Below are 23,182 nucleotides of genomic sequence, written 5' to 3'. Positions count from 1 at the left end.
CGCTGCTCCTGGGCTATCCGTATTTAATCACAAAAAAAAGCAGTGCGGGAAGTTCCTCCCACACTGCTTCGCTGCACACGAACCAACTTATCCTTCCGAAGGGTACTTAAGTCCCCATTGGCCCCGGATCTGATCCAGCAGCCTCATGATCGCAAGGGACTCATCCAGTGACATCACGTCGCTCTCAAGCCGCCCTTCCAGCAGACACCGTCCCACTTCGTAAGCTTCGAAGTTATAACCCTTCGCCTGACGATCATCTAGGGCCCGTACCGGTTCCGCTCCATCTACATGAAGAGAAGCGGTTGTTGCGTTCAGGAAAGACGGAATATGAATATACCCGCCTGTCCCATATATATAAGCTTCATTCGTCAATCCGAGACGGATTGCCCCGTTTAACGAAGCCGTCTTGCCCGATTCATAGGATAGCACAACCGAGAACTGCTCATCCACGCCCGTTACTCCAATATGCGCAGTACTCCATATCTTCTCAGGCTGGGCGCCAAAAATCATCGATGCAAACGACACCGGATAAATCCCTGCATCCAGCAGCGCGCCTCCGCCGAGTTCAGGATTGAGCAAACGGCCTTGCGGATTCCAACCGCTCCGAAAACCAAAATCGGCCTTCACTAACCGAACGTCGCCGATAAGTCCGTCCTTCAACCATGCTCGCACCTGCCGAATGGGTGGAAGAAAACGCGTCCACATGGCCTCCATCAGGAACAGCTTCCGCTCCCGCGCAGCCGATACCAGCTCCTCCAGCTCATCCTCGTTGATCGTGAAGGGCTTCTCGCACAGCACGGATTTCCCTGCTTGAAGACACAACATGACATTGTCCCGGTGCAAGGGATGCGGAGTTGCGATATACACAACGTCGACTTCGGAATCTGACACAAGTTCCTCATAACTCCCATATGCCCGCGGAATATCATATTTAGACGCAAACTCACCTGCACTGCTGGTCGTACGGGAACCGACAGCCAGAAACTGGGCGTTCTCCACATAGGCCAGATCGGCGGCAAACTGCTCCGCAATCCAGCCTGTCCCCATGATTCCCCATCTGATCTTACCCGAATTCTGCATCATCATCCTCCTCTTCCTCTTCATGATCAGGTCTTGCCTAGAGCTTATAGAAGCTGTCCCGCTCCACCTTGCAAATTCGCAAGCCAAAGCTTTCATACCACTCGTTCTTGCCCCGTTCCTGCGCTACCTGATGAGCCGCGTTCTCCTTCCATAAACGTATGGCCTCCAAGGAGTCCCAGTACGAAACCGTGATCCCTAGACCCTCATCCCGAGCAGATTCCCCCCCCAGATAGCCGGGCTGCTGCGCAGCGAGTTCCGCCATTTTATCGGACATCGCTCCGTAACCCCGGTCGCCCTCCGTTCGTTTGGACACAAAAATGCAGGCATAATAAGGCGGCTTCGGCGTATTCGCGTATTCCGTCATCCTCTTCCCCCTCTCCAGTTGCTGAATAGGTGTAACTTCGGCTTACGTTTCGTTCATTGACCCTGTATATCATTATATCGGAACTTCCGCCATACTTTACCTGAAAAATAAACACCTCTCTCCTCTGCGATGTTCTACAGGTGGAGAGAGGCGTAATCGCCTAAGCCTTACTTCAGCTTATTCAACAGATTATAGATAACCTGCGCGCTTTCCGCACGCGTGGTTAGTCCTTCCGGTGCAAAGCGGCTCGGCGTGCGGCCCTGGATAAAACCGAGGGCATACGCAGTTTCTACCGCTTCCTGAACCCAGTCAGGAGATTCGGCGATATCCGTAAATCCGCTGCTCGCGCCTAGGTTCTCCTGCTGCTGCTTCATTGCATAGGCATAAGCGCGCACCAGCATGGCCGCCATTTCCTGACGTTTAATCGGGGCTTCCGGTGCAAAACGGTCTTGGCCGAGTCCGTTCACGATGCCGGACTCGCTAGCGGCCGCAACAGCCTCCGCGTACCATTTGCCTGAAGCTACATCCGCAAACGGTGCAGAACGTTCTGCTTGAAGGTCAAGCAGACGAACCAGCATCGCAGCAAATTCGGCTCGGGTCACTTGCTGAGCCGGTGCGAAGCGCTCCGTGCTGATGCCTTGGATAAGCTGCTTCGCGGCCAAATCACCGATAACCTTCGCAGCCCAGAACGATGAAGGCACATCCGCAAAGGTTTTCTCATAATCAAGCAAACCGTATGCACTGAAATGACGTATTCCCGCTGACATGCGACCGTCTTTGCTCACACCGCCAATGTACTCCAGCTCTCCATGGCCGGACAAATAGTACATGGAGATTCTTGAACCCTTGGCATCTGAGAATAACGGCAGTTCCAGCGTCATCGGATGATCGAACTCGGTTAGGCGGTGGACCTGACCATCTGCTGTCGTCAGAGCAAGCTGGAACTCCAGCATAGCTCCGGCTGCTGTCAGCTTCGCTCCGGAGACACGGACGGCTTGCGCGATGCGCTCCTTCATCTCCGCATCCGACAATGTGACGGCACTCAGCTTGATGGTGCCCTTCTCAAGCTGGCCAGCATCTGCAAGACCACCCAGCTGGCGGAGCACCTTGGATGGAATCGTTATGGCCAAGTTGTTCGCCTCGATTCGTATGGAGCCGTCCTTAAGAATGTCAGCCGCATTGCCCGGCAATGTGAGGTCCGTAAAGCTTCCATCCACTGACAAGGTCACTTGCCCGTTCGACAGCTTAGCTGCAAGCTCAATGGCCGACAAGGTGATACTGCCAGACGGCGGTGTCACGGGCGGCTGTACTGGTGGATTTATCGGTGGGTTCACCGGTGGATTTACTGGCGGCTCCGTTCCCGGATCGGGATTGCCTCCGCCACGGGTGATCACCTTCAAGGCGTACTCCGACTTGAACCCTTCGTAGGTTGCCGAAATGACAGTTGCCCCTTCTGCTAAAGCCCGTACCAAGCCCTGTTCATCAATCGAGGCTATCTCCGGCTTACTGCTCAGATAAGTTACGCCTTCGATTAAGCGGATACGGCTGCCGTCGGTATAAACCGCCTCCGTAACCGTCTTATCGGTATCCCCAACCTTCAGCTCGGATTTGCCGCTTAAGGCGATCGATTCCATGCTGCCATTCGGGATTCGATCTACCGAAATATTCACGTCTGTATACACATCCGGTGCCGCCGTGCTGGTTGCTCTTACGACCGCATTCCCCAGTCCTTGAGCCGTCACAATGCCGTCTGCTGATACGCTGACGATGTCATCCGACGGTTCGGAGCTGTATACGGACCATACTACGGTTCGTTCGGCCCCGCTTGGCTTTACCTCAGCCTGCAATTCACGGCTTTCGCCGACGGCAAGCTTAAGCTGGTCCGGGCTCACTATAATCTGCTCCGGAGCTGGCTTCGTTCCCGATTTCGTCAGCGTAAACTCGTCCACGACACGTCCGCCAACCGTTTTGGTTACAAAATGAAGCTCGTCTCCCTTCACTTCCACGGAGGCGTACATCTGAGTCTGTTCGTCGTCGACCACCTCATGCCATCCCCGCTCCGTATGGGAGTAGAATTTGGGACCTGACGATCCCGCTACAACGTAAGTCGTGCCCTGACCGTCCGCAGCGATTTGATTGTCCATCATCGGGTAGGAACGAATATAAATATGATCATGACCGTTTAATACAAGATCCACGCCGAATTCCTCCAGCACGGGCGCCCACAAGCTGCGCACCTCGGCGGTATCGTAAATGCTGCCGTAAGGCCCGCGGTGGAACATCGCGACGGTCCATTTCTTGTCATTGTCAGCGAGATCCTGCTGGAGCCATTGCTTCTGCTCCTCCAGCTGATACTCGCTGTTCAGCATGATGAAATGAACGTCTTTGTAATCAAATGAGAAGTTCGTTCCCTTCAGGCTGTCCAAACCATTGCCCGGCTGGTTAAAGTGAGCCAGGAAATCCCCGTTCTCCTTGGTCCCCATCACTTCATGGTTGCCAATGGTCGACACTAACGTTGTATTCAGAAAATGCTTCTGGGCCTCAGCGAACCAATAGTTCCACTGTTCTTCCAGGAATCCCTTGTCCACCATATCACCGGCATGGACCATGAATTCGGCATCCGGATGCTCGGCTGCCGCTTTGTCGATTGTGTTCCCCCACAGCTCGAATTCTTTGGCGGTAGAGGCCTGAGAATCCGCAAAATACAGGAATTTCGTGGTGTCTCCCGCAAGCTCGGTCGTTTTAAACGAGCCTTGAGCACTGTAATGGCCTTGGCCGTCACCGACACGGTACACATACTCTGTGCCTGGCTCAAGGCCGGACGCTGTCGCTTTATGGACGCGGACCGTCCCAAGATCCAAGGTATGGTACAGCTCGCTGGTTCCATCGATTTTCTGGACATTCGGGACATCGAAATCCGTAAATTCGGATTTCTTGGCCAGTTCCAAGATGGTCCCGTCCGTTGCCGGGTCTGTATGCCAGTTGAACATCCGCGACGTAGTCGGATCTTCGCCCATGCCTACGCTGATGTTGAACGGCGTCGGGCTTCCGGCCAGCGGCGAAACCTTGAATTCCAGTGCCGGACTGTATTGATTGCCTTTCACCGCCTGCACCGTATACGTCTTGACCTGGGAGGTCAGAGTCCCCGTCTTCAGGATACCCGCTGCATCCGTTGTTCCCACCGCTGCTGCATCAGCCATGATCTGTACACCTTCCACAGGCTGACCCTGGGCATCGCTCACTTTAAATTCGGTCTCGTATCCCTGCACCGTTCCTTCCTGATTCCAGCTCAGCGTATAATGCGTTGCGATCCTGGATTCCATCGGAAGACCGAAGAATGAAAATTCGGTATTCCCCGTATCGGTGAAAGATACAGCCCCGGACGTAAGCGATATGATGCTGCTGTCGGTTGCGTTCTTCTTCACATCATACCGGATTTGGCCGATCCAATCCGTATCCAACAGGGATGCGGTATGGATGTCCTTCCAGGTCACTTTGACCTTTCCTGTTGTAGCGTCAATGTCTGCGCTAACCTGGGCTGGACTCAGCTTGTCCCCCGGTATGAGCTCCAGATTCTCCACTTTGGTGGGATCGAATTGGAAATCGATATGACCACTGCGGATTTGGGACGTCTTCACCCCGCCGATATCCAGCGTGTAGCCGCCTCCCGCATAGACCGTGTCCGGTGTATCGTACACTACCCTGGCCGCACCTGTATTTACGGTGAAGTTCCATTCCTCAGTCGTTTGGTTACCCGAGAGATCACGGACGGTGACCTTCGCCTGATGGACACCATCGGCAAGCGGAACGTTCGGCGTGTAATGAATTCTTCCTTCCGGCGGATACAAGGTATGCTGTACCAGACTGCCGTCCAGATAAAACCGGATTTTGTCCGGATCAATCAGGGTGGTGCCCGGATGTGTCACAGGATCATAACCTGCATCCTCGGCATACACGGTAATGGTCGGTGTGTTCACCTTGATCTCCGCACCGTTAACGGGCGAGAAATTCTTCAGAACCGGCGGCTCGATATCGTCATGGGCCGGACCGTATAATGCGCGAATTTCGTCCACGTAGATAGCTCCGGCGTCTTTTTTCGTTGCCTGCGTTTCCATGTAACGAACCGGCATGTCCATCACCAGTGGAAGAGTTCTTCCTTTGGGAACGGACGCTTCGAGATACTTCCATCCCTTGAAATTAACGCCGACCGTCTGATCGGTAAAATCGAGGGGGATCGCTCCTTTGCTGTCACGAATCTGGGCACGGAGCCAGTGCGCGTTGCCGTCTCCATACACCCACATGCTGATCTTCTCCGGATAGCCCGGAATTTCGATATTGTCTGCTGTACCATTTGTCTGGAGATAAGCGCCGGAGGTGCCGGTCATCCCTGTAAAATCATACTCCAGCTTCAATGCGCCATTACCGGAACGAATATAGGTCTCATCGGTTTCAATGGATACCTTGGTCGATTTGATCTGCGCGCCGGAGCTTGGTTTATAACGGCTTAAGCCATTCTCAAAATCCTCAAGCATCACCGGTGGAAGTCCTACGTTTACTTCGATTGAGGTCTCAATTTGACCGTACTTCACGAAGATTTTGCCACTGACGTCCTGCTTGTCCGTGGCGGTAAACGTTCCATTTCCGTCAATCGTCCCGATATCGCCTTCCACTCGCCACTCCAAACGGCTATTGTCGGCCTGTACCACTTGACCATTACGAAGCGCCGAGACCTTGAGTGTCTCGGTCGAGCCGGAAGAGAAGGTCTTCACCGCGTCAGAGAATTTGAGCTCGGTCAGCTCATCCACGATTTCCAAAACGGCTGTTCCGGTCAGATTGCCGGATTGTACAGATACCTCGGTCACTCCCGGTTGGTTGCCGGCCGTAAATTTACCACTGGCGTCGATGGACCCGTAGGCAGGATCAACACTCCATATCGCGGTCTCCGTCATCTGGGACGGATGCAGATTCTGATCCACGGCTGCCGTCTTAAAGGCAGCGGAGGAACCTGTCAGCACTCGTTCCAGCGTCGGAGCCACAACAAGTTTGTTCGCAGCTCCCTCGGGTGCTGTGTTCACCAGCAGAATCCCGTTGGCTGTCTTGCGCTCCCCACCGTCCGATGGCGAGTTGAGCACTTTGCGCGCCGTTTCCCCTGGCAGGCGGGCAACGAAGGTAGCCGAACCGCCTCCGTCCAGGTTCAATGCGTTAACCACGCCGAGCTCCTGCAGCATTTCACCGAGCTCGATGTAGTTAAGCCCTTCGCTAAAGCCCGGCTGGCGGCCATCAACCTCGAACAGCACAACGGAGCCATCGGCTTTAGTGCCAACCACCGTTCTCGGATGTACGGCCGGATCGGTATGCTGCTGGACTACGCCATCCTGCACCAGCATCACCGTTCCGCCGATCGCCATCGTGGCGTCCTGCCACTCGTTATCCAGCTGAAAACTTGCGCTTAATTCATCCCCCACCTTCAGCCCGGCGAGTTTGTTCCGCTGCGAGCCCGAAGCGGACAGAACCACTTGATCCGGACCTATCGGCGAATTTCCCTGATCCTTAAGAGTAGAGGCCACCTTCATAGTCAAGGTCTCGCCGCTGGCAACTCTGCCGCTCACGATATCCAGAATAACCTCGTCTCCAAGGTTATTGGTCATTGTTGTGGCATTGAATTTTTCGGTATAGAGAACAAGTGCATCCGCGCCTCTTAAACGGTTGATGGAGGATAAGCTGCTTACGGTTCCGCCAATCGTCACGTTTTTCGTTAATTTCGGACTGCCATACAGGCTGGTCCCGTCCTTCTTGATCCCAAAGGCGTTCCTCCCGCCAGGCGGGTCTGTCAGAAGCTCCCCGTCACCCATGAACAATCCGAGCGGAATGCCCGTGGACATATCGTAGAAATCTCCGTTCACCGCCGCGATGACGCGGTTGTCCTTCTGGTCTGCATCGGATGCCATTTTGCTGACACCCTGCATGCCATAAACCTTGCCGTCCGTCAGGCCAGGCTGAAGCTCCAGATTCCCTTGCGATGGATTAAACTCCACCATGTGAACCTTCTGCTCGCCGCTGCCCTTTTGCATATTCGCCCATGTATATGTAGCGCCCGGCCCGATCTCCATCTGCCGCATATCTATAACCGATGGCGCGGTGGCTGCCGGATTGGCTGCTGCAGCTTGTCCTGCGGGAAACAGCAAAGACAGAAACATCACGCCGCTCAGCAGCGACGATATTTTCTTTTTACTCCTTAACATGTCATCAATTCCTCCTTCTCTATGCTTGGACTCTGTTCTTCCCCGGTGTATATCTGTCCGCGAACGAAAGACCTACTCGGAAGTATAACGCTGGCTTGTTAATTCCACCTCCATTCTGTATTAAGACGAAGTTAACTCTGCCGCAGGGGCTTTACATTCAGTCATTAGCTGGAAGGACTGCAAAAAAGTATGCTGCCAATCCGTATCCACCGCCTCCTGTGCCCAAAATAACTTGTCTTATCTCCCTTCATCATATTGAAATTTTATTTCAAATTACAATACATTAAGTAAAACTTTATTTTATTTTTGGAGCAGGAATTTCCGGTCGGGTGGCGTAAAAGCAGTTTTTGTCGAATACGAGGAATGAAAAAAAGCCTTGTCGCCAGTTTCCGACATTTTTTCGCGGAGGCTTTTTTGAGTGCGCATAAAAAAACAACCGCAGCTAATAGCCGCAGTTGTTTTTGAGAATCCCTATTATTTTTTGCTGACGTTGCCGTTGGCATCAATCTTCGCGTTGTAGGACAATTTATTCAGCTTCGCAATGATGTTCTTATTGTAGGTCTTGTCCATCAGGTTCGGTTGACCATTGATAATCTTCACTGGCGTGATCCGGCTCGTGATCTTGGAGCCCTGAATCTCGAAATGCACCATCATCGACAGCAGTGTCTTATCCCCGCCCCGGGTCGAGCGGTTAAACACAAAGTTTCCGAGCGAATAATAAATCGGTTTGTTCTTGTAATACTCTATGCCCATCAATGCGTGGCTGTGCGATCCAACGATGATGTCAGCACCCGCGTCGATCATCTGCTTCGCCATCGTGCGAGCGTATTCTTCCGGATAGTCGGCAAACTCCTGATTCCAGTGGATATACACAATCGTAAAATCGTTGTTTTTCGCGGACTTCTTGATGTGCGTCAGCATCGGCTCCATTGTGTAGGCGGAAGCGGCACCCGGGTGGTTCTTGCCTGCGATCCAGGAATTGCCCGAGAGTACCCGGCTCACCCCGAGCACCGCGACTTTTTTCCCGTCAATGTTCTGCACGTAAGGCTTGAAGGCCTCATCCAGATTGTGCCCGGCTCCCGTGTAGCCGATCTTCTGGCGTTTCAGATGTGTGATGGTATCAAGCATTGCCTGCTGTCCATAGTCGAGAATGTGGTTGTTGGCGAGTGTTACGCCGTCGATGCCCGCATAGGCCAGGCCTTGGAGTGTTTCCGGCTTCGAACGGAAGGCAAAGGTTTTATCTGCTGCCTTGCCCCGAATGGAGACCGGTGTCTCCAGATTGGCGAATGCCATGTCAGCCTTTTTCAATATGGGAGCTACCTTCTTGAACGGATATAAATTACCGAACCGCTCAATCTGGTTACCTACATAACCGTCTAATAGAATGTCACCTACAAACACAAGACTGATCGGTTTGTCCTTTGATTTATTCGCTTGCGTGGTATTCCCCGATTTATTCTTGGCTTCCTGTGCCTTGCTCTGACTCTCCTTCCCGTTTGCATCCGCTGCTGAAACCATGCTGACCGGGAGAATCATAACGAGAACCAGAATGAGGCAAAATAATCTTTTCATACCGTGCCGCCTTTCAATAAGAGATTCTAAGAAGCTAGCAATTCACCTTCATTATCCTATCATATATTGATATAAAAGGGTAATTTTATAAAATAACCCATTTAATAGATAGAATGTAATTGACTCCTGAATGCAGATTCATATTCTTAGTAATACTACCCAATGAATGAAAATCTATCATTTTCTATTCATAGACTTAGACTTGAAAAGCACGCAAAAAGTTTCAAACTTTGCAAATCATATTGAAAACATTATGAATACCTTATATATTTAGACTTATCGTAATGGATTGGAATGATTTGATTGCGTTTTGTAATAAAATACTGAGAAATCCCTTACATATAAGTAAAGCTAAAGGAGCTGCATTCGATGGATATTCATTCTAACGGGGAGAATTCTCCTCCCGTGATTGACGATACAGACCGCAGGATCATGGCGATTCTTGGCAAGAACGGTCGAATCTCGTACACAGATCTGGCCAAGGAAATCGGATTATCCCGTGTCGCCGTTCAGGCCAGGGTCAGTGCCCTGATGGACGACGGCATTATTGAACGGTTCGCGGCGGTCATTAATCCGGAAAAGGTGGGGATTTCGGTGTCTGCTTTTTTCAACGTGGAGGTCGAGCCCAAATATCTGCAGCAAGTGGCGGACACGCTGGAGAACGAGCCGTATGTAACGAGCCTCTATCATATGACCGGGCCCAGCAAACTGCATATGCACGGACTGTTTACCAATCATAAGGAAATGGAAATGTTTTTAAATGAGAAACTCTACCCGCTTCCCGGCATTACGAGTGTAGACACCCAAATCTTGATCAAGCGGTATAAAAGCCGCATGGGCATCAGGCTCTAACTCCCACAACAGAAAGGACTCATACCTTTGAGCAGTAAACATAGCAACCCCTACATGGAATTAACGTTCGGCATGGTCCGAACCGGAATACTCGGCTACGGCGGTGGTCCTTCCGTTATTCCGCTGATACGGCACGAAGCCGTTGTACGCTATCACTGGCTGAGCGACGATGAATTCGGGGAGGTGCTCGCGCTGGCCAACGCGCTTCCGGGCCCGATCGCCACGAAGATGGCAGCCTATCTCGGCTACCGGGAAAAAGGAGCCCTCGGCGCGGTTGTCGCCGTTCTTGCGCACATCCTCCCAACCTGTATCGCGATGATTGCCCTGCTGTCTGCCGTCACCTTCCTCAGCAGCTCCACAGTGGTCGCCGGCATGATTGCAGGCGTGACGCCGGTCATTGCCGTCATGCTGGGAACGATGGCTTACGAGTTTGGCGAGAAGGCCGTGAAGGGCCTCGGCATTTATGCCGGAATCGGATTTTTTGCCGTATCGTTTCTCCTGCTGGAGAGTTTCCAGATTCATCCGGCCATTGTGATTATATTGTTCCTCGCTTACGGCACGGTGCATTTCAAAACCGTATCCAAATTGAAAAAACAAAAACGGGACAAGGAGGGATCCGCTTAATGGAAGAATGGCTGCAGCTGCTGATCAGTTTTTTCATTGCTAACGTGCTCGGTTATGGCGGCGGTCCCGCTTCCATCCCGCTCATGTATAAGGAGATCGTCACCAACCACGGCTGGCTGACCGATCTGGAGTTCTCCAACATGCTTGCGCTTGGCAATGCACTCCCCGGTCCGATCGCCACCAAAATCGCCGCTTTTGTCGGGTATGACGTATACGGCTGGATGGGCATGTCCCTTGCCCTCGCGGCTACGGTTATTCCTTCCGCCGTCGCCCTCATTTGGCTGCTGAATCTGCTGCAAAAATACCGCACGTCACCGGTCGTCAAAGGCATGACCCTCCTGGTCCAGCCAGTCATCGCCATCATGATGCTAACCCTGACCTGGCAGATGGGCAAAAGCTCCTTCATCTCCATCGGCCTCCTGCAGTCGCTCGGCATCGCCGCCGTCGCCTTTTGGGCCATGAACATCCGCAAAATCCACCCGGCCTTGGTGATCCTGGCCGCGTTTGCCTACGGGGGGTTAGTGTTGTCGCGGGTGGTGTGAGGGGCTTGATTCATTGCAAACCATATACTGCAAACAAATATACTTCATAGAACGCAACCAATATAATTCTTAGGGTGCTTAACAAAAAAGACTACGATATAACGTAGTCTTTAATGCAAGCCAGCAGCTTTTTCGAAGGGATAAATTGGGTTAACCGGGAAAAACTATCCTAAACAAATAGTGCTGGAGTGATGAGTGATTGTATAACATGAAGAAAGTAATGTCGGCACTATTATGTGCCATATTTTTGTTTGGATTACCGCACGGGGCATCGGCAGATGATCATGGAACTGCTGCCATGCAGGCGGCTGTAACTGAACAGCCAGTCGAACGCCAGGCATTGCAAACTCAAGCTTTGCAACAGCTCAGCAAGGACACGGATTTTGTAGTTTATGCTCCACAACTGCCGCACACCGATTGGAAACTGGAGATTCCAGTTCCTTATCCGCACCTTCCCGGGAACAAAATAATCACTTTCACCCGGTTTAGCTACTTTGACATGTCCGGAGACATTTATTTAATGGGAGTTGAACAGCATAAAGCCCGCGGTTACAAGACTACTCGGTCCATTACAAGCATCGATATTAAAAACAAGACCACTAAAACCAAACAGGTAGAATATGAATTTAAATTCGATCTGAGTGGCGAACCGGTTACATGGAACGATATCGAAGGGAGATTTAAGTCGTGGGCATCCAGTCAACAGAATGGCGGCTTTCTGACATGGATTCAAGGCGATACTTACATTGAAATGAGTAGCGTTGTGTTTACTAGGGAGCAAATGATTGAAGTAGCAAAATCAATGAAACCAGTTCAACAATAGGTCAGTCGTACTTTAAAAATGCACTTCCACAGAGTTATGCTGTTTTTAAAGTTCCTAGTTCCCAGACCACGACGTGGTCCGCAGCTATTTAAAAGAGCGAGTTGAAGGTAAATAACCCTCGACACTCGCTCTTTTCGTTCTTGTTGGGCTAATCCAATTGTGATGATTATGGAAGTTGCCTCCCGTACCGGACACAGGATACCTTATTTCTCGAAAAACAGTACTTTTGAGAGGGTGAACGGACCCATAGGACCTTATTTACTGTCTTACTTAGTATTTGTACCCGTAATCCGTGCATTAGCGGATCTGGTGTCCGGAACATTGTAAAAAAACGACTTATAATACGAAATAACGGATCTACAGTCCGATGAAAGCCGGCGGGTGACTTGAGTGACCTATTTCTCCCACCATATACTCCACCTGTTCCTCCATTACTTCCATCAATCCGTTACCCACCAACTACTTTCCTCCCCATCACCACACCAACCTTGCCCTCATGAACCTCCACCTTGTATTTCTTCACCCGAATGCGGTCGCTGAACAGCGACTTGCCTGTCTGCAGGTCGAACTCCCAGCCGTGCCAGGGGCAGCGGACAATTTCGCCTGCCCGACCGTATTCGTAGTCGTACACCTCCGAGGGAAGCGTCGTCCCGGAGACGAGCCCCGCACAGATCGGCGCCCCTTGATGCGGGCAGTAATTGAGAATCGCGTGGTATTCGCCATTGATCCGGTAAATGCCGATTTCGCGTCCTTCAATATTTACGACCGCATGCCCATCATCCGGAATATCCCCCTCCGCCAGCACGTAATGTATTCCCATTCTGCACCTCCTTGCCATTAACCGCTATTCATTGAATTTCTTGCTCAATTAATTTGATATCTCATCACAATAATTGGCTCTAATGCTCAATTAGTAGGATATCTCATCGCAATCATTGGATCTCGTCGCTATTCGTCGGGTAAGTTCGTTATTCTCCTCGTGCGCTAGTTGAATGAGTCTGTCTTCCACCTCATGCACAATTAGTTGAATGAGTCCGTCCTCTACCTCGTACATAGTTACCTGGATGCGTAGTGTCCTCCACCTCATGCTCTATTGGTTGGATGCCGTAGTCTTCAACCTCGTGCCTTCTTCATCCATCCCCTCAATCCAGCCGGTACAGCTGCTTCGCATTCTCGCAAAAGATCTTCCGCCGCGCCTCGGGCTTCAGGCCCCGCAAAATATGCCCCGGCGAGTCGAAGTCCCAGTGCGGGTAATCGCTGGAATACAGCAGCATATTCTCGGCATCGATCATATTGAAGAGATCGATGAGATGCTGCGGATTGTCCGGCTCCTCAATCGGCTGCGTGGATAAGAAGCAGTGATCCCGGATGTACTCACTTGGCATTCTCGTAAGCCAGGGCACAGTTGCGCGCAGCGCTTTATAATTTTTATCCAGCCGCCACATCAGGCCCGGCAGCCAGGCCACACCGCCTTCAACCAGAACCACCTTAAGGTTCGGGTACTTCACGAACACGCCCTCGCAGACCATGCTCACCAGATGGGCCATAAACATCTGGGAAAGGCAGGTGTGCCACTCAATGTAGCGTGCCGGGTAGCCGGCCGCGGTGGGAGCCGTCGAGCTCCCGCCGCCTTCCGCTCCCGGATGGAGCGCGACCGGAAGACCATGGCGCTCCGCCGCTTCATAAATCGGATGATAGTGGCGCTGCCCGAGCGGCGAACGCGCCGCGCTGGAGATCATGACCTCTACGATATCCGGATGGCCGCCGATCCGGTCAATCTCGCGTGCCGCCAGCAGCGGATCCTGGGTGGCTACCGCCATCGCGCCCTTGAAGGCTTTATGCTTGCCGAGCCACTCGGCTATCAAATAATCGTTATAGGCCGAGCATATGGCCGCTGCGTAATCCGGGTCATGTGTCGACGAGATGTTGTAGACGACCCCCGTCAGTACAGCGTAATCCAGGTTGTAGCCTTCGATTAGCTGTTTAATCATATAGTCAGGGTCGGAGCCGGCTTTGCCTCCCCCCGGAGGGATCGAATCTTTTTTCATCACGCCGATCGGCGAATAGTAACCGGACCCGGCATAACCGATGCCGGATGCCGCTACCCGCGAACGCCAGGGCTCCTGCAAATACGGAAGCAGCGCCCGATCGTCCTGTTCGTTATGAACGTCGACATCGATAATTTGGTAGTCGTCCATTGCCTGATTCCTCCACTCTATCGCAGATTACTTGTCGCCGTATGTGCGTGTATACGCCGTGTTATACATAGCAAGGAGTTCGTCGGAACCAAGTTTCTTGGCCTGATCGATAAATTGCTGGTACGTCGTATCGTTAATTGGTGTTTTGCCGGTTACGAACTCCGTCACCTTCTGTTCCAGGAATTTGTTCAGATTGTTGAGTTTTGATTTTTCCAGTTCCAGCTCCTCTTCCGTCTTGACAATCTGCTTCGGTGCCGGGACGATATACTGCTCATACCTTGCGTTGATATCCTTGCTCTTCTCGCTCAAACCGCGCTCCCACACTTCACGGGATTTGGCGTTATTCAAGGTGATAAGGTCATACCATACGCCCCAATCCTTACGCAGGGCATTAAACGGAGATTCGCCGAACTCCTTGTTGTATACCGCCTTGCCGTTCTCCATCGTATATGATTTGCCTTCAATGCCTAAGGACAGGTAGTTCGTTCCCTCTTCGCTGACCAAATAATCAAGGAATTGAACCGCGCGCTCCTTATCCTTGACTTTCGCCGAAATGGCTCTGCCGACAGTACCTACGACCGGACGGGAGAACTGGTAGTTCTTGATCCCTTCAGCGGCAAAGGAAGGAATGGCATCCAGCTCATATTCGGCAGTACCGGCACCGCGCGCCTTCGCTACAAGCGACTCCAGATCCGCCTTCCAGAAAAACGTAACCAGCGATTTGCCGGTTAATATTCGCTCCTCCCACTGCGCTTGCGTCAGCAGCGAGAATTCCGGATCCAGCAATTTTTCCGCGTACAGCTTGTTCAGAAATACCAGCATATCCTGATAATTCTCATGGTATGGAGCGAACGCATATTGATCCGTTGTCGGATCGAGATTATAAAAGCCGCTGATGCCGGTAAATATGCGCCCGAATGTCGTATACAGTCCCGTATCCCCAACAATAGCGTTTGAGATGAGCGGATAGGAATCCGGAACCTTTTCCTTCAATGTTTGCAGATACTGATAAAATTCATCCACCGTGGTGGGCGCCTGAATCCCGTACTGATCCATAATGTCCTTGCGGGCATACCAGATGAAGTTAAATCCCTTGCCTTCCGCATCCCCTTCCAGGACGGGTACCGTGTACAGCCCTCCATCCGTGCCCGTTGCCAGCGCTTTGGCTTCAGGATATTTCTCGTAAAATGCTTTGAGATTAGGTGCCCGATCCAAATAATCATTCAGGTTTAAGAATACCTTCTCCGGTCCATGCTCCCTGCCATCCTGCGTCGGTACCTGGATAAAATCCGTAGCGGTGTTCGTCGCAATCATGATCTGCCTTTTCTCCTCAAGTCCTTCCTGGCTTACGATTTGAAACTTCACTTTCACGCCCGTCTTGGCTTCAATCTCTTTGAAAATCTCCCAGTCATCCCGAACCTTCCCCTCCACCCGGTCGTATACCAGCCATGAGAAGGTAACCGGTTTGTCAGGACTTAACGTCCCCGAGTCATCTTTGCTGCCACTGGTGCACCCCGTAACAAGCATCACACCAAGCAGCAGGATGGCAATCGCCGTTCTGAACCCCTTTCGCTGCATTTCCTAACCTCCTTTTATAATGACAACGTATAGAGATGGATTTTCATAAAATCCACAGCTACCCCTTAATGCCTCCAATCATCGTGCCTTGTACAAAATATTTCTGGATAAACGGATAGACGCACAGAATCGGCAGTGTGCCAATCATGATCATGGCGTATTTCAGCGTTTCCAGATGAGTCAGATCCCCTTCGCCCTGCACATTCGTACCGGCGATCAGGATATTGCGCATCATGATTTGCAGCGGGTACATATCCCGGTCATTCAGATAGATCAAAGCGCTGAAAAAAGAGTTCCATTGATTCACGGCCGTGAACAGACCGATCGTGACCATCACCGGTACGGATAACGGCAGTACGATCCGCACGAGAATCTGCAGGGACCCGCATCCGTCGATGGCAGCCGCGTCCTCCAGCTCCTCCGGCAAGGCCTCGAAGAATGTCCGCATAATAAACAGGTACCAGGTGCTGATCAGCGACGGAAGCACAATGGCCCATATCGTATCCAGCATCCCCAGCTTCTGAACGATCAGGAACGTCGGAATCATGCCCCCGCTGAACAGAAGCGTGAAGGCGGCCAGCAGCAAAATTACCCTTCGGCCGGGCAGCCACCGCTTCGCAAGCGGATATGCCATCGCGGAGGTAGCAATCAGCGTCAGTACCGTCTGCACGAAGGTGTAACGAATGGTATTCCAATAACTCACCCAGAGATCGGGGTTATAGACAAGCTGCTCGTACGCGACCAGCGTAATCTTCTTCGGCCAGAGCAGCACGGCTCCACTCGCAACCAGGGCATTATTGCTGATGGAAGCCGAGAATACGTACACCATGGGGTAGGCCATTACAATAATCAGCACAATCATGAACAATACGTTGAGTACATCAAACAGCTTCGAGGCTAAGCTTTCCTGCTTTTTCATCACGCACCTCCCTTACCACAGGCTGGTCTCCGAATATTTGCGTACCATCCGATTGGCCGCTACGACCAGAATGAAGCCAATCGCCGATTGGAACAGGCCCACCGCGGTTGCGAAGCTAAAATCGGCGTCAAGAATGCCCCGCCGGTACACAAAGGTGTTAATGACATCCGCCGTTTCGTAATTCATCGTGTTGTAGAGCAGCAATATTTTCTCAAAACTCGCCTCCATGAAATTGCCGAGAGACAGCACGAACAAAATAATCATGACCGGCACCATGCCGATGAATGTAATATGCCGGGCCTGCTGCCACCGGTTCGCTCCATCCATCCTGGCCGCTTCGTACAGTGTCGGATCAATCCCCGCAATGGCAGCCAAATAGAGAATCGTGCCCCATCCCACCTTCTGCCATATCTCGGAGCCCACATAAACTGTCCGGAACCACTCCGGCATGCCCAGAAACATGATCGGCTCGATGCCAAACGTCTTGACGAGCAGATGGTTAACCACGCCAGTTGTCGGGGACAGGAAGGTGACCAGAATGCCCGCAATCACAACGGTGGACAGGAAATGCGGCATATAGCTGATGTTCTGCACAAACCGTTTGAACCATTTCCCCTTCAGCTCATGAAACAGAACCGCCAGTATAATCGGCGCCGGAAAGTGAAAGAGAAGATCGTACACATTCAGCATGATGGTATTGCGAATCAGCTTCCATGCATCGGGGGTAACATAGAAAAATTCAATCAAATGCTTGAATCCAACAAACTTGCTTCCCAATATGCCCCTGCCGATCGAATAGTCCTGGAAGGCGATGATGATGCCGTACATCGGCGCGTACTTGAATATCAAGTAATACAAAATGCCAGGCAGCATCAGCAAGTAGAGCGCTTTATGTTTTTTCAGAACATAGCCGATTCGTGTTAGCTGCGCCAATAATCCCCACCTCCGATTGAAAGCATTTACATTCGTGTGTTGTTGTCCCCACTATACGAGCCGTGTTTCTCCCGCGTCTAGCATGCATCTTTTCCTCGAGACACTCGTTTTGCAGCGCCCATGGCGCAAGGCTTCCCGCTTGGTTCCATGCAAAAAAAGAGACTTCAGAAAATAATGCAGTCTCTTCTCTCCTATTGGTGGGAGCTCCGATATTTGGCCGGTGTGATGCCTTCGTATCGGCGGAAAGCCCGAATGAATGAATTCCTGCCCCAATATCCCACCTTCTCGGCAATTTCGTCGATTTTCAAATCGGTTTCGAGCAAAAACTGCTTGGCCTTCATCAGCCGGTATTTGGCAATATACTCCACGTATTTCTCGCCGATTTCATCCTTGAAGGTACGGCTGAAATGTCCGCTGGACATATTCATCAGCCCGGCAAAATACTCGATCGACAGCTCTTGATCATAATGCTCATGGATGTATTCCACGACCTCCATGAACTGTTGACTTCGACTGCTTGATACCGGCTTCCGGAACAAAAACCCGTGAATATCCTGAAAGCAGTGCGTCAGCTCGTCCCATGTCATGCACCGATTCAATCGTTCGAATAGACCGGCATAATAAGGGACGTTCAATTCGCTCCGCTCCGATTCTACCGCCCGGATCCAGGTATTCAGCACATCTGCCAGCAAATATTTCATCTGCACAGCTGCCGCGTCCTTGCGCTTTCCCTCCTCCAGCAGAGTATTCACGGATTGGAGCAGCTTATCGTACTCCCTGGTTTTATACTGATTGTGAATCCGCTGGACCTCCTGCACGGACAGAAAAGGGTCCCATTGCTGCGTCTCCCGACAAGGCTGGCTGCTGCAAATTTCAACGGCAGAGTGCAGTCCCCGATACTTCAGCATGGCCAAGGCATGCTCATAGGACTGGTGCAGCTCTTCCATGGCGTGAACGGTTCTGCCGATTCCGATCGTCGCTCTGTAATAAGTGCTGTACTCCAGGAATATGCGGCGAATCTGCTCCGCCATCCTTACCGGATGGTCCTCCAACTGCGGATCAAACTGAACGATGCAGGCCAGTAAATCCGGCCTTGTCTGGCAAATCCATACCATACCGGGTGCAAGTCGGTGAATCTTCTCCTTGAGTTCTGTCAGCAGAAAAGTCTTGGTCGATTCCGACGTGGACTCGTAAATCGACGGGTCCATGTGGAATGAGATGCACAGGACGGCTCTTGCCGCAGCTTCGCTATACGAGAATTCAATCTCCTTCGCATAATACTCAATGGATAACGCGTCACGATACTGACCCAGCAGTATTTTCGTGAAGAACTGCTCCTGCACGATGGGAAGCATCCCGCTCACCATCTGAAACAGCTCTTTATTCTCCGTCATGATGAACTGGGAATAGCGTTTAATGACATCGAACTCATTCCCTTCGTGGCGGATGGCCTTCCCCGAGAAGTGATGCGATCTCAGCCCTTCCTTGATTTCCCGAATCGGCTGATATAAGCGGCGGCTTAAATAATACGAAATCAGAGCGCCGACAATCAGGAAAAAGACAAGGAACAACCAGCTGATAAAGCGGGTAATATGCACCGGCTTCATTAAGGTACCTAAATCGATCATGCTGATATAATGCCAGGACTCATCGAAGCTTGAGGTCATGAAAGACATCCCGAGCTTGTCCGATATCGTAAATTGCGGGGCTATGCCCTCTGTGTGTATTCGCTGCTGCAGTGCATCCTGATCCTGCCCGGTCAAGCCGGTTTGGGATAACACTCTTCCCGTATCATCCACAATGGCCGTGCCCGTGACCCAGCTCTCCGGAACATGAATCTGCTCCTGAAGCTTGTCTCGTTTCACTTCGACCAGGAGATATACTTCAGGAGCGGCGGTGTTGAACGGGTAGCTCATGGAAGCCGTTAGTGAGGCAGGGGAATCCAAGAAATCCATCATTTTCTTGCCGGATAATTCGGCTTCAAGCTGAGGACGACGGTTCAGGTCCGAGGGATAGCGGGAATGGAAGTAATACGCTTTATTCGTGTAGGTCTCGGCATCAATCATAAGGTCCTGGTGTACAAAATAATAATAAGCCTTATCGACCAAATCATCCGATTCCAGCTGCTGCAGCTGCTCCCGCAGCGAATGAAGCAGTTCCGGAAGCTGCTGACCATCCGGCGACGAAGACATCGGTGCAAGCAGCACGCTCCGCAATCTCGATGTGCTGAGGATATTGATCATGCTGGTCTTCAAGGACTGAAGCTCGGTATCCGTCTGCTCGGAGAATCGGCTCATCATGATGCTGTTGAAGCGCTCGGCATCCTTCTCAATAATTCGAACGACAAGCACCTGCGCGAGAACCGATGCCGCAATAACGGGAATGAGAATGAGGAGAAAATAGTTGGCGAACAACCTCCAATAAAGGGTCTGTCTTCTGGGAGGCGAAGAATAGGTGTCCCCAGGCCCAGCCGTTTGGACAGGCGGTGTCCTTCGTTTCATGATTGTCCCCCCCTTTGCATTTCTAAATCGCAAGTCCAGCGGGCTTGCAGTTACGTTTACTATATTTTGATGTAAGTTATAATATTCGCCGCAGGAATCTAGGGAGGGAGGCTAACAGTAGATGGATACGTTGGATTGATCGATAAAATCTGAGAATAAAAAATATCTTTATTATGCTAAGCAGGGGCCGCTTTCCTCCCAATCCATCTTGGAATTATTTCACAGCAAATTCTAATTTGCCTCTAACCCTCCTCTCGTTTTTCTGTTCTACAGTTAGAACATCAACAGACAACAGGAGGATATGATATGAAAATCGTTATGATTCCGTCAGGGTTTAAGGAATGCCTGGATGCGGAAGAAGTCGGTGAAGCGATGCGAATGGGCGTTCATCGTCTGAATTTGGATGCCAGCATCACCGTCATTCCGATGATTGATGGCGGTGAGGGCTTTGCCAAGAGCATCGTAAATATAAAGCATGGACGTCTGTATCACAAGGAAGTTACGGGTCCCGTTGGTCAACCCATTACGAGTTATTTTGGTGTTTACACGGAAAACAACAAGAAAACAGCGGTCATCGAGATGGCAGCAGTCGCTGGCTTAAAGCTAGTTCCAAGGGAGCAGCGGAACCCGCTGTGGACAACGACATATGGTGTGGGAGAGCTGATCCTGGGGGCACTCGACTTTGGAGTGGATCATATTCTGATTGGATGCGGCGATTCCGGCACTTCCGACGGCGGTGCAGGGATGGCGCAGGCGCTAGGAGCTGTTTTTACAGATGAAGCCGGGCAGCCGGTCTATATTCGAGGCGGCGGCGATTTGGCTAAAGTACGATCCATCGATCTGGCTGACTTGGACCCCAGACTCACGGATGTACACATTGACGTAGCCTGTAATTGGCACAATGTGCTGTGCGGACGGGACGGCGTTGCCCATGTTTTTGGTCCGCAGAAGGGAGCCACTGCTGAAGAAGTGGAGCACTTGGCAAGTGCATTCCAGCACTATGCCCATCTGATACACAACCAGCTTGGCGTGGATATCGCCTTGGCTCCCGGAAGCGGAGCATCCGGAGGTTTAGGCGCGGGCTTGGTTGCTTTTGCCAACGCGAAACTTCATCCCCGTTACGAGGTGATTATGCAATACATAAATATCGAGCAGCATATCCTGGAAGCCGATGTGGTGTTAACGGCCGAGGGCTGCCTGGATTACCAGACCCCCAACGGAAAAATTCCTTCGGAGGTTGCGCGAATAGCCAAATCCAAAGGAATCCCCGTGATTGCCATTACAGGAACCATTGGAGAAAATGCTGCCATTAATTATGAGAATGGAATCGACGCCTATGCAAGCATTATTCAGACGCCGGCCTCACTGGATCAAGCGATCTTAAACGCATCGCCGTGGATCGCAGACAGTACCGAAGCTGCTCTCCGGCATGTGCGTATCGGGTATCAGATCGCCCACCGTACGCTCAACGAAGGATATCGGCCATTATGAAGCCTGAATACATGCCATCCGCAGACCAGCCGCTGAACAAGGCTGGCCCCGGAGCGCCGTCTATCCGGCCTGCAAAAGGGTTATGGATGCTATCCGGTTTTGCAGGCTGCAGCATTTGGATCGCTTCGGTTGAACATTTATCGTACTCCGGTAAAACTGCCTTCATTTTTTTTATCATCGCCATGGCTTTATGGATTTTCACCAAGATGCCGGCGGGATGGATTGCGCTGGGGGCTCTTGTCTGCATCGTTGCCTTGAAGGGCGCCCCTCCTTCATTGCTTTACGAATCCATTGCCGAAGAAATCGTCTGGCTGATGATCGGTTCGTTTATCATCGGCGAAAGCGTCAAGACCAGCGGTCTGGCCGCTCGCTTCACTCGCTTTATGCTGCTGCGCGCACGCAAGCCCGAACATTTTTTATGGTGGCTCGCGTTCGTGATTCAGCCTTTGACTTTCTTTATACCGTCTACCTCCGGACGAGCCGCCCTGACACTTCCCATTGTGAGAGAGCTGCACGCTTTATTGAAGAATGATCAGCAGAAAAAATCGGTTGCCATGCTTCTTCCCGTGATGATATTGCTCGCTTCGTCTGCAACGGTCATCGGGGCCGGTTCTCACATCATTGGGATCGGGCTGTTAAACGGGGCAACAGGGGCAGACATCTCCTATGTAACATGGGTGATATGGGGAGCGCCTTTTGCGCTTGTCATGTGCGGGTTGGCTCTATTATGCGTAAAAATAATGTTTTGGAAGGATGAACCGCAAAGCAATATCATCCCTTCCGGACATCAGTATTCAGAGAAGCTTCCCCTGTCTGGCAGTGAGAAGAAAACCCTCGGCTTGATTGCCGGGATGGTTGTCCTGTGGATGACCGAAGGATGGCATGGTTATGACATTGCGTTCATTACGATGGCTGGTGCCATGCTGCTCATGCTGCCTTCCATCGGGATTATGGAATGGAAGCAGGGAATGAAGAGCGTTTCCTGGAATTTGATCATGTTTGTGGCAGCTGCCACTGCTCTGGGAAAAGCCCTTGTTGAGAATGGCGTGGTGGATTGGCTCCAGCAGATTGTGTTCAGCAAGCTTCGTGTTCTGGAGACAGCCCCTCCCTTCATAACGCTGCTGATCATCATTCTTGTATCCGTTACTTCGCACTTGTACATCACATCCCATACCACAAGGGCCGTGGTGATGATCCCGGCATTTATCGTGCTGGGCCAGACGCTTCAGCTTAATGCTTCCGCCGTCGTTTTCTTGACGCTGGTGGGCATGAATTACTGCATCACATTTCCGGTAAGCTCAAAAGCGTTGCTCTTGTATTACGAGGATGAGTCTGTCTCTTATCCCGCCAAGGACCTGGTCAAGCTCAGCATGGTATGTATGCCTCTATATGTGGGTGTCATGCTGTTGTTTTACTACACATATTGGCAGTGGACGGGGTTAAGGTTGTGAGGGGTTATGTTT

General features: G+C 51.5%; 16 protein-coding genes. 6 read left to right on the top strand and 10 right to left on the bottom strand.

Annotated features, from left to right (window positions below):
* Positions 1 to 87: 87 nt before the first annotated feature.
* From PGL02S_RS12450 to PGL02S_RS12435, 4 genes are all read right to left on the bottom strand, one after another.
* Positions 88 to 1,083: a Gfo/Idh/MocA family protein gene (locus tag PGL02S_RS12450; RefSeq protein WP_036641239.1), complete on the bottom strand. Its 996-nt coding sequence runs from the start codon at positions 1,081 to 1,083 to the stop codon at positions 88 to 90.
* 34 nt (positions 1,084 to 1,117) lie between these two features.
* Positions 1,118 to 1,444 (bottom strand): antibiotic biosynthesis monooxygenase family protein, encoded by a 327-nt coding sequence (locus PGL02S_RS12445; protein WP_036641130.1) that lies wholly within the window; start codon positions 1,442 to 1,444, stop codon positions 1,118 to 1,120.
* 167 nt (positions 1,445 to 1,611) lie between these two features.
* Entirely contained in the window at positions 1,612 to 7,686 is a 6,075-nt protein-coding gene (locus tag PGL02S_RS12440; RefSeq protein WP_036641128.1) for a phosphodiester glycosidase family protein, read from the bottom strand.
* 474 nt (positions 7,687 to 8,160) lie between these two features.
* A complete protein-coding gene (locus tag PGL02S_RS12435; protein WP_036641126.1) occupies positions 8,161 to 9,258 on the bottom strand; it encodes a CapA family protein in 1,098 nt (365 codons plus the stop codon).
* 369 nt (positions 9,259 to 9,627) lie between these two features.
* Here PGL02S_RS12435 and PGL02S_RS12430 point away from each other — a divergent pair, with 369 nt between their 5' ends.
* From PGL02S_RS12430 to PGL02S_RS12415, 4 genes are all read left to right on the top strand, one after another.
* A complete protein-coding gene (locus tag PGL02S_RS12430) occupies positions 9,628 to 10,110 on the top strand; it encodes an Lrp/AsnC family transcriptional regulator (protein WP_006208546.1) in 483 nt (160 codons plus the stop codon).
* Between the two features lie 54 nt (positions 10,111 to 10,164).
* Entirely contained in the window at positions 10,165 to 10,734 is a 570-nt protein-coding gene (locus PGL02S_RS12425; RefSeq protein ID WP_036641237.1) for a chromate transporter, read from the top strand.
* A complete protein-coding gene (locus PGL02S_RS12420; RefSeq protein ID WP_036641124.1) occupies positions 10,734 to 11,276 on the top strand; it encodes a chromate transporter in 543 nt (180 codons plus the stop codon). The genes PGL02S_RS12425 and PGL02S_RS12420 overlap by 1 nt, the downstream gene beginning before the upstream one ends.
* 208 nt (positions 11,277 to 11,484) lie before the next feature.
* Positions 11,485 to 12,099, top strand: coding sequence for a hypothetical protein (locus tag PGL02S_RS12415; RefSeq protein ID WP_036641235.1), 615 nt, complete (start codon positions 11,485 to 11,487; stop codon positions 12,097 to 12,099).
* A gap of 448 nt (positions 12,100 to 12,547) precedes the next feature.
* Here the strand turns inward: PGL02S_RS12415 and PGL02S_RS12410 are convergent, their stop codons facing one another.
* The 6 genes from PGL02S_RS12410 to PGL02S_RS12385 form a co-directional block, all read right to left on the bottom strand.
* Positions 12,548 to 12,919 (bottom strand): Rieske (2Fe-2S) protein, encoded by a 372-nt coding sequence (locus tag PGL02S_RS12410; protein WP_036641122.1) that lies wholly within the window; start codon positions 12,917 to 12,919, stop codon positions 12,548 to 12,550.
* Positions 12,920 to 13,241: 322 nt separating this feature from the next.
* A complete protein-coding gene (locus PGL02S_RS12405) occupies positions 13,242 to 14,297 on the bottom strand; it encodes an amidohydrolase family protein (RefSeq protein ID WP_036641120.1) in 1,056 nt (351 codons plus the stop codon).
* A gap of 27 nt (positions 14,298 to 14,324) precedes the next feature.
* Positions 14,325 to 15,875 carry an ABC transporter substrate-binding protein gene (locus tag PGL02S_RS12400; RefSeq protein WP_036641117.1) on the bottom strand — a complete coding sequence of 517 codons (1,551 nt, stop codon included), beginning with the start codon at positions 15,873 to 15,875 and terminating at the stop codon, positions 14,325 to 14,327.
* A 58-nt stretch (positions 15,876 to 15,933) separates the two neighbouring features.
* Positions 15,934 to 16,794 (bottom strand): carbohydrate ABC transporter permease, encoded by an 861-nt coding sequence (locus tag PGL02S_RS12395; protein WP_006208540.1) that lies wholly within the window; start codon positions 16,792 to 16,794, stop codon positions 15,934 to 15,936.
* 12 nt (positions 16,795 to 16,806) lie between these two features.
* Complete coding sequence (locus PGL02S_RS12390; RefSeq protein ID WP_006208539.1) at positions 16,807 to 17,727, bottom strand: ABC transporter permease; 921 nt, start codon at positions 17,725 to 17,727, stop codon at positions 16,807 to 16,809.
* Positions 17,728 to 17,918: 191 nt separating this feature from the next.
* A complete protein-coding gene (locus PGL02S_RS12385; RefSeq protein WP_036641114.1) occupies positions 17,919 to 20,228 on the bottom strand; it encodes a helix-turn-helix domain-containing protein in 2,310 nt (769 codons plus the stop codon).
* Positions 20,229 to 20,534: 306 nt separating this feature from the next.
* Between PGL02S_RS12385 and PGL02S_RS12380 the strand changes: the two genes are divergently transcribed.
* Together PGL02S_RS12380 and PGL02S_RS12375 are read left to right on the top strand one after the other, a co-directional pair.
* Positions 20,535 to 21,719, top strand: coding sequence for a glycerate kinase family protein (locus tag PGL02S_RS12380; protein WP_036641113.1), 1,185 nt, complete (start codon positions 20,535 to 20,537; stop codon positions 21,717 to 21,719).
* Positions 21,716 to 23,170, top strand: a complete 1,455-nt coding sequence (locus PGL02S_RS12375; protein ID WP_051449231.1) for an SLC13 family permease — start codon at positions 21,716 to 21,718, stop codon at positions 23,168 to 23,170. Before PGL02S_RS12380 ends, PGL02S_RS12375 begins: the two co-directional genes overlap by 4 nt.
* Positions 23,171 to 23,182: the final 12 nt, after the last annotated feature.

The sequence above is a fragment of the Paenibacillus glucanolyticus NBRC 15330 genome (assembly GCF_004000885.1).
Taxonomy (GTDB): Bacteria; Bacillota; Bacilli; order Paenibacillales; family Paenibacillaceae; genus Paenibacillus_AQ; species Paenibacillus_AQ glucanolyticus.
This window is presented reverse-complemented; position numbering and strand designations above follow the sequence as displayed.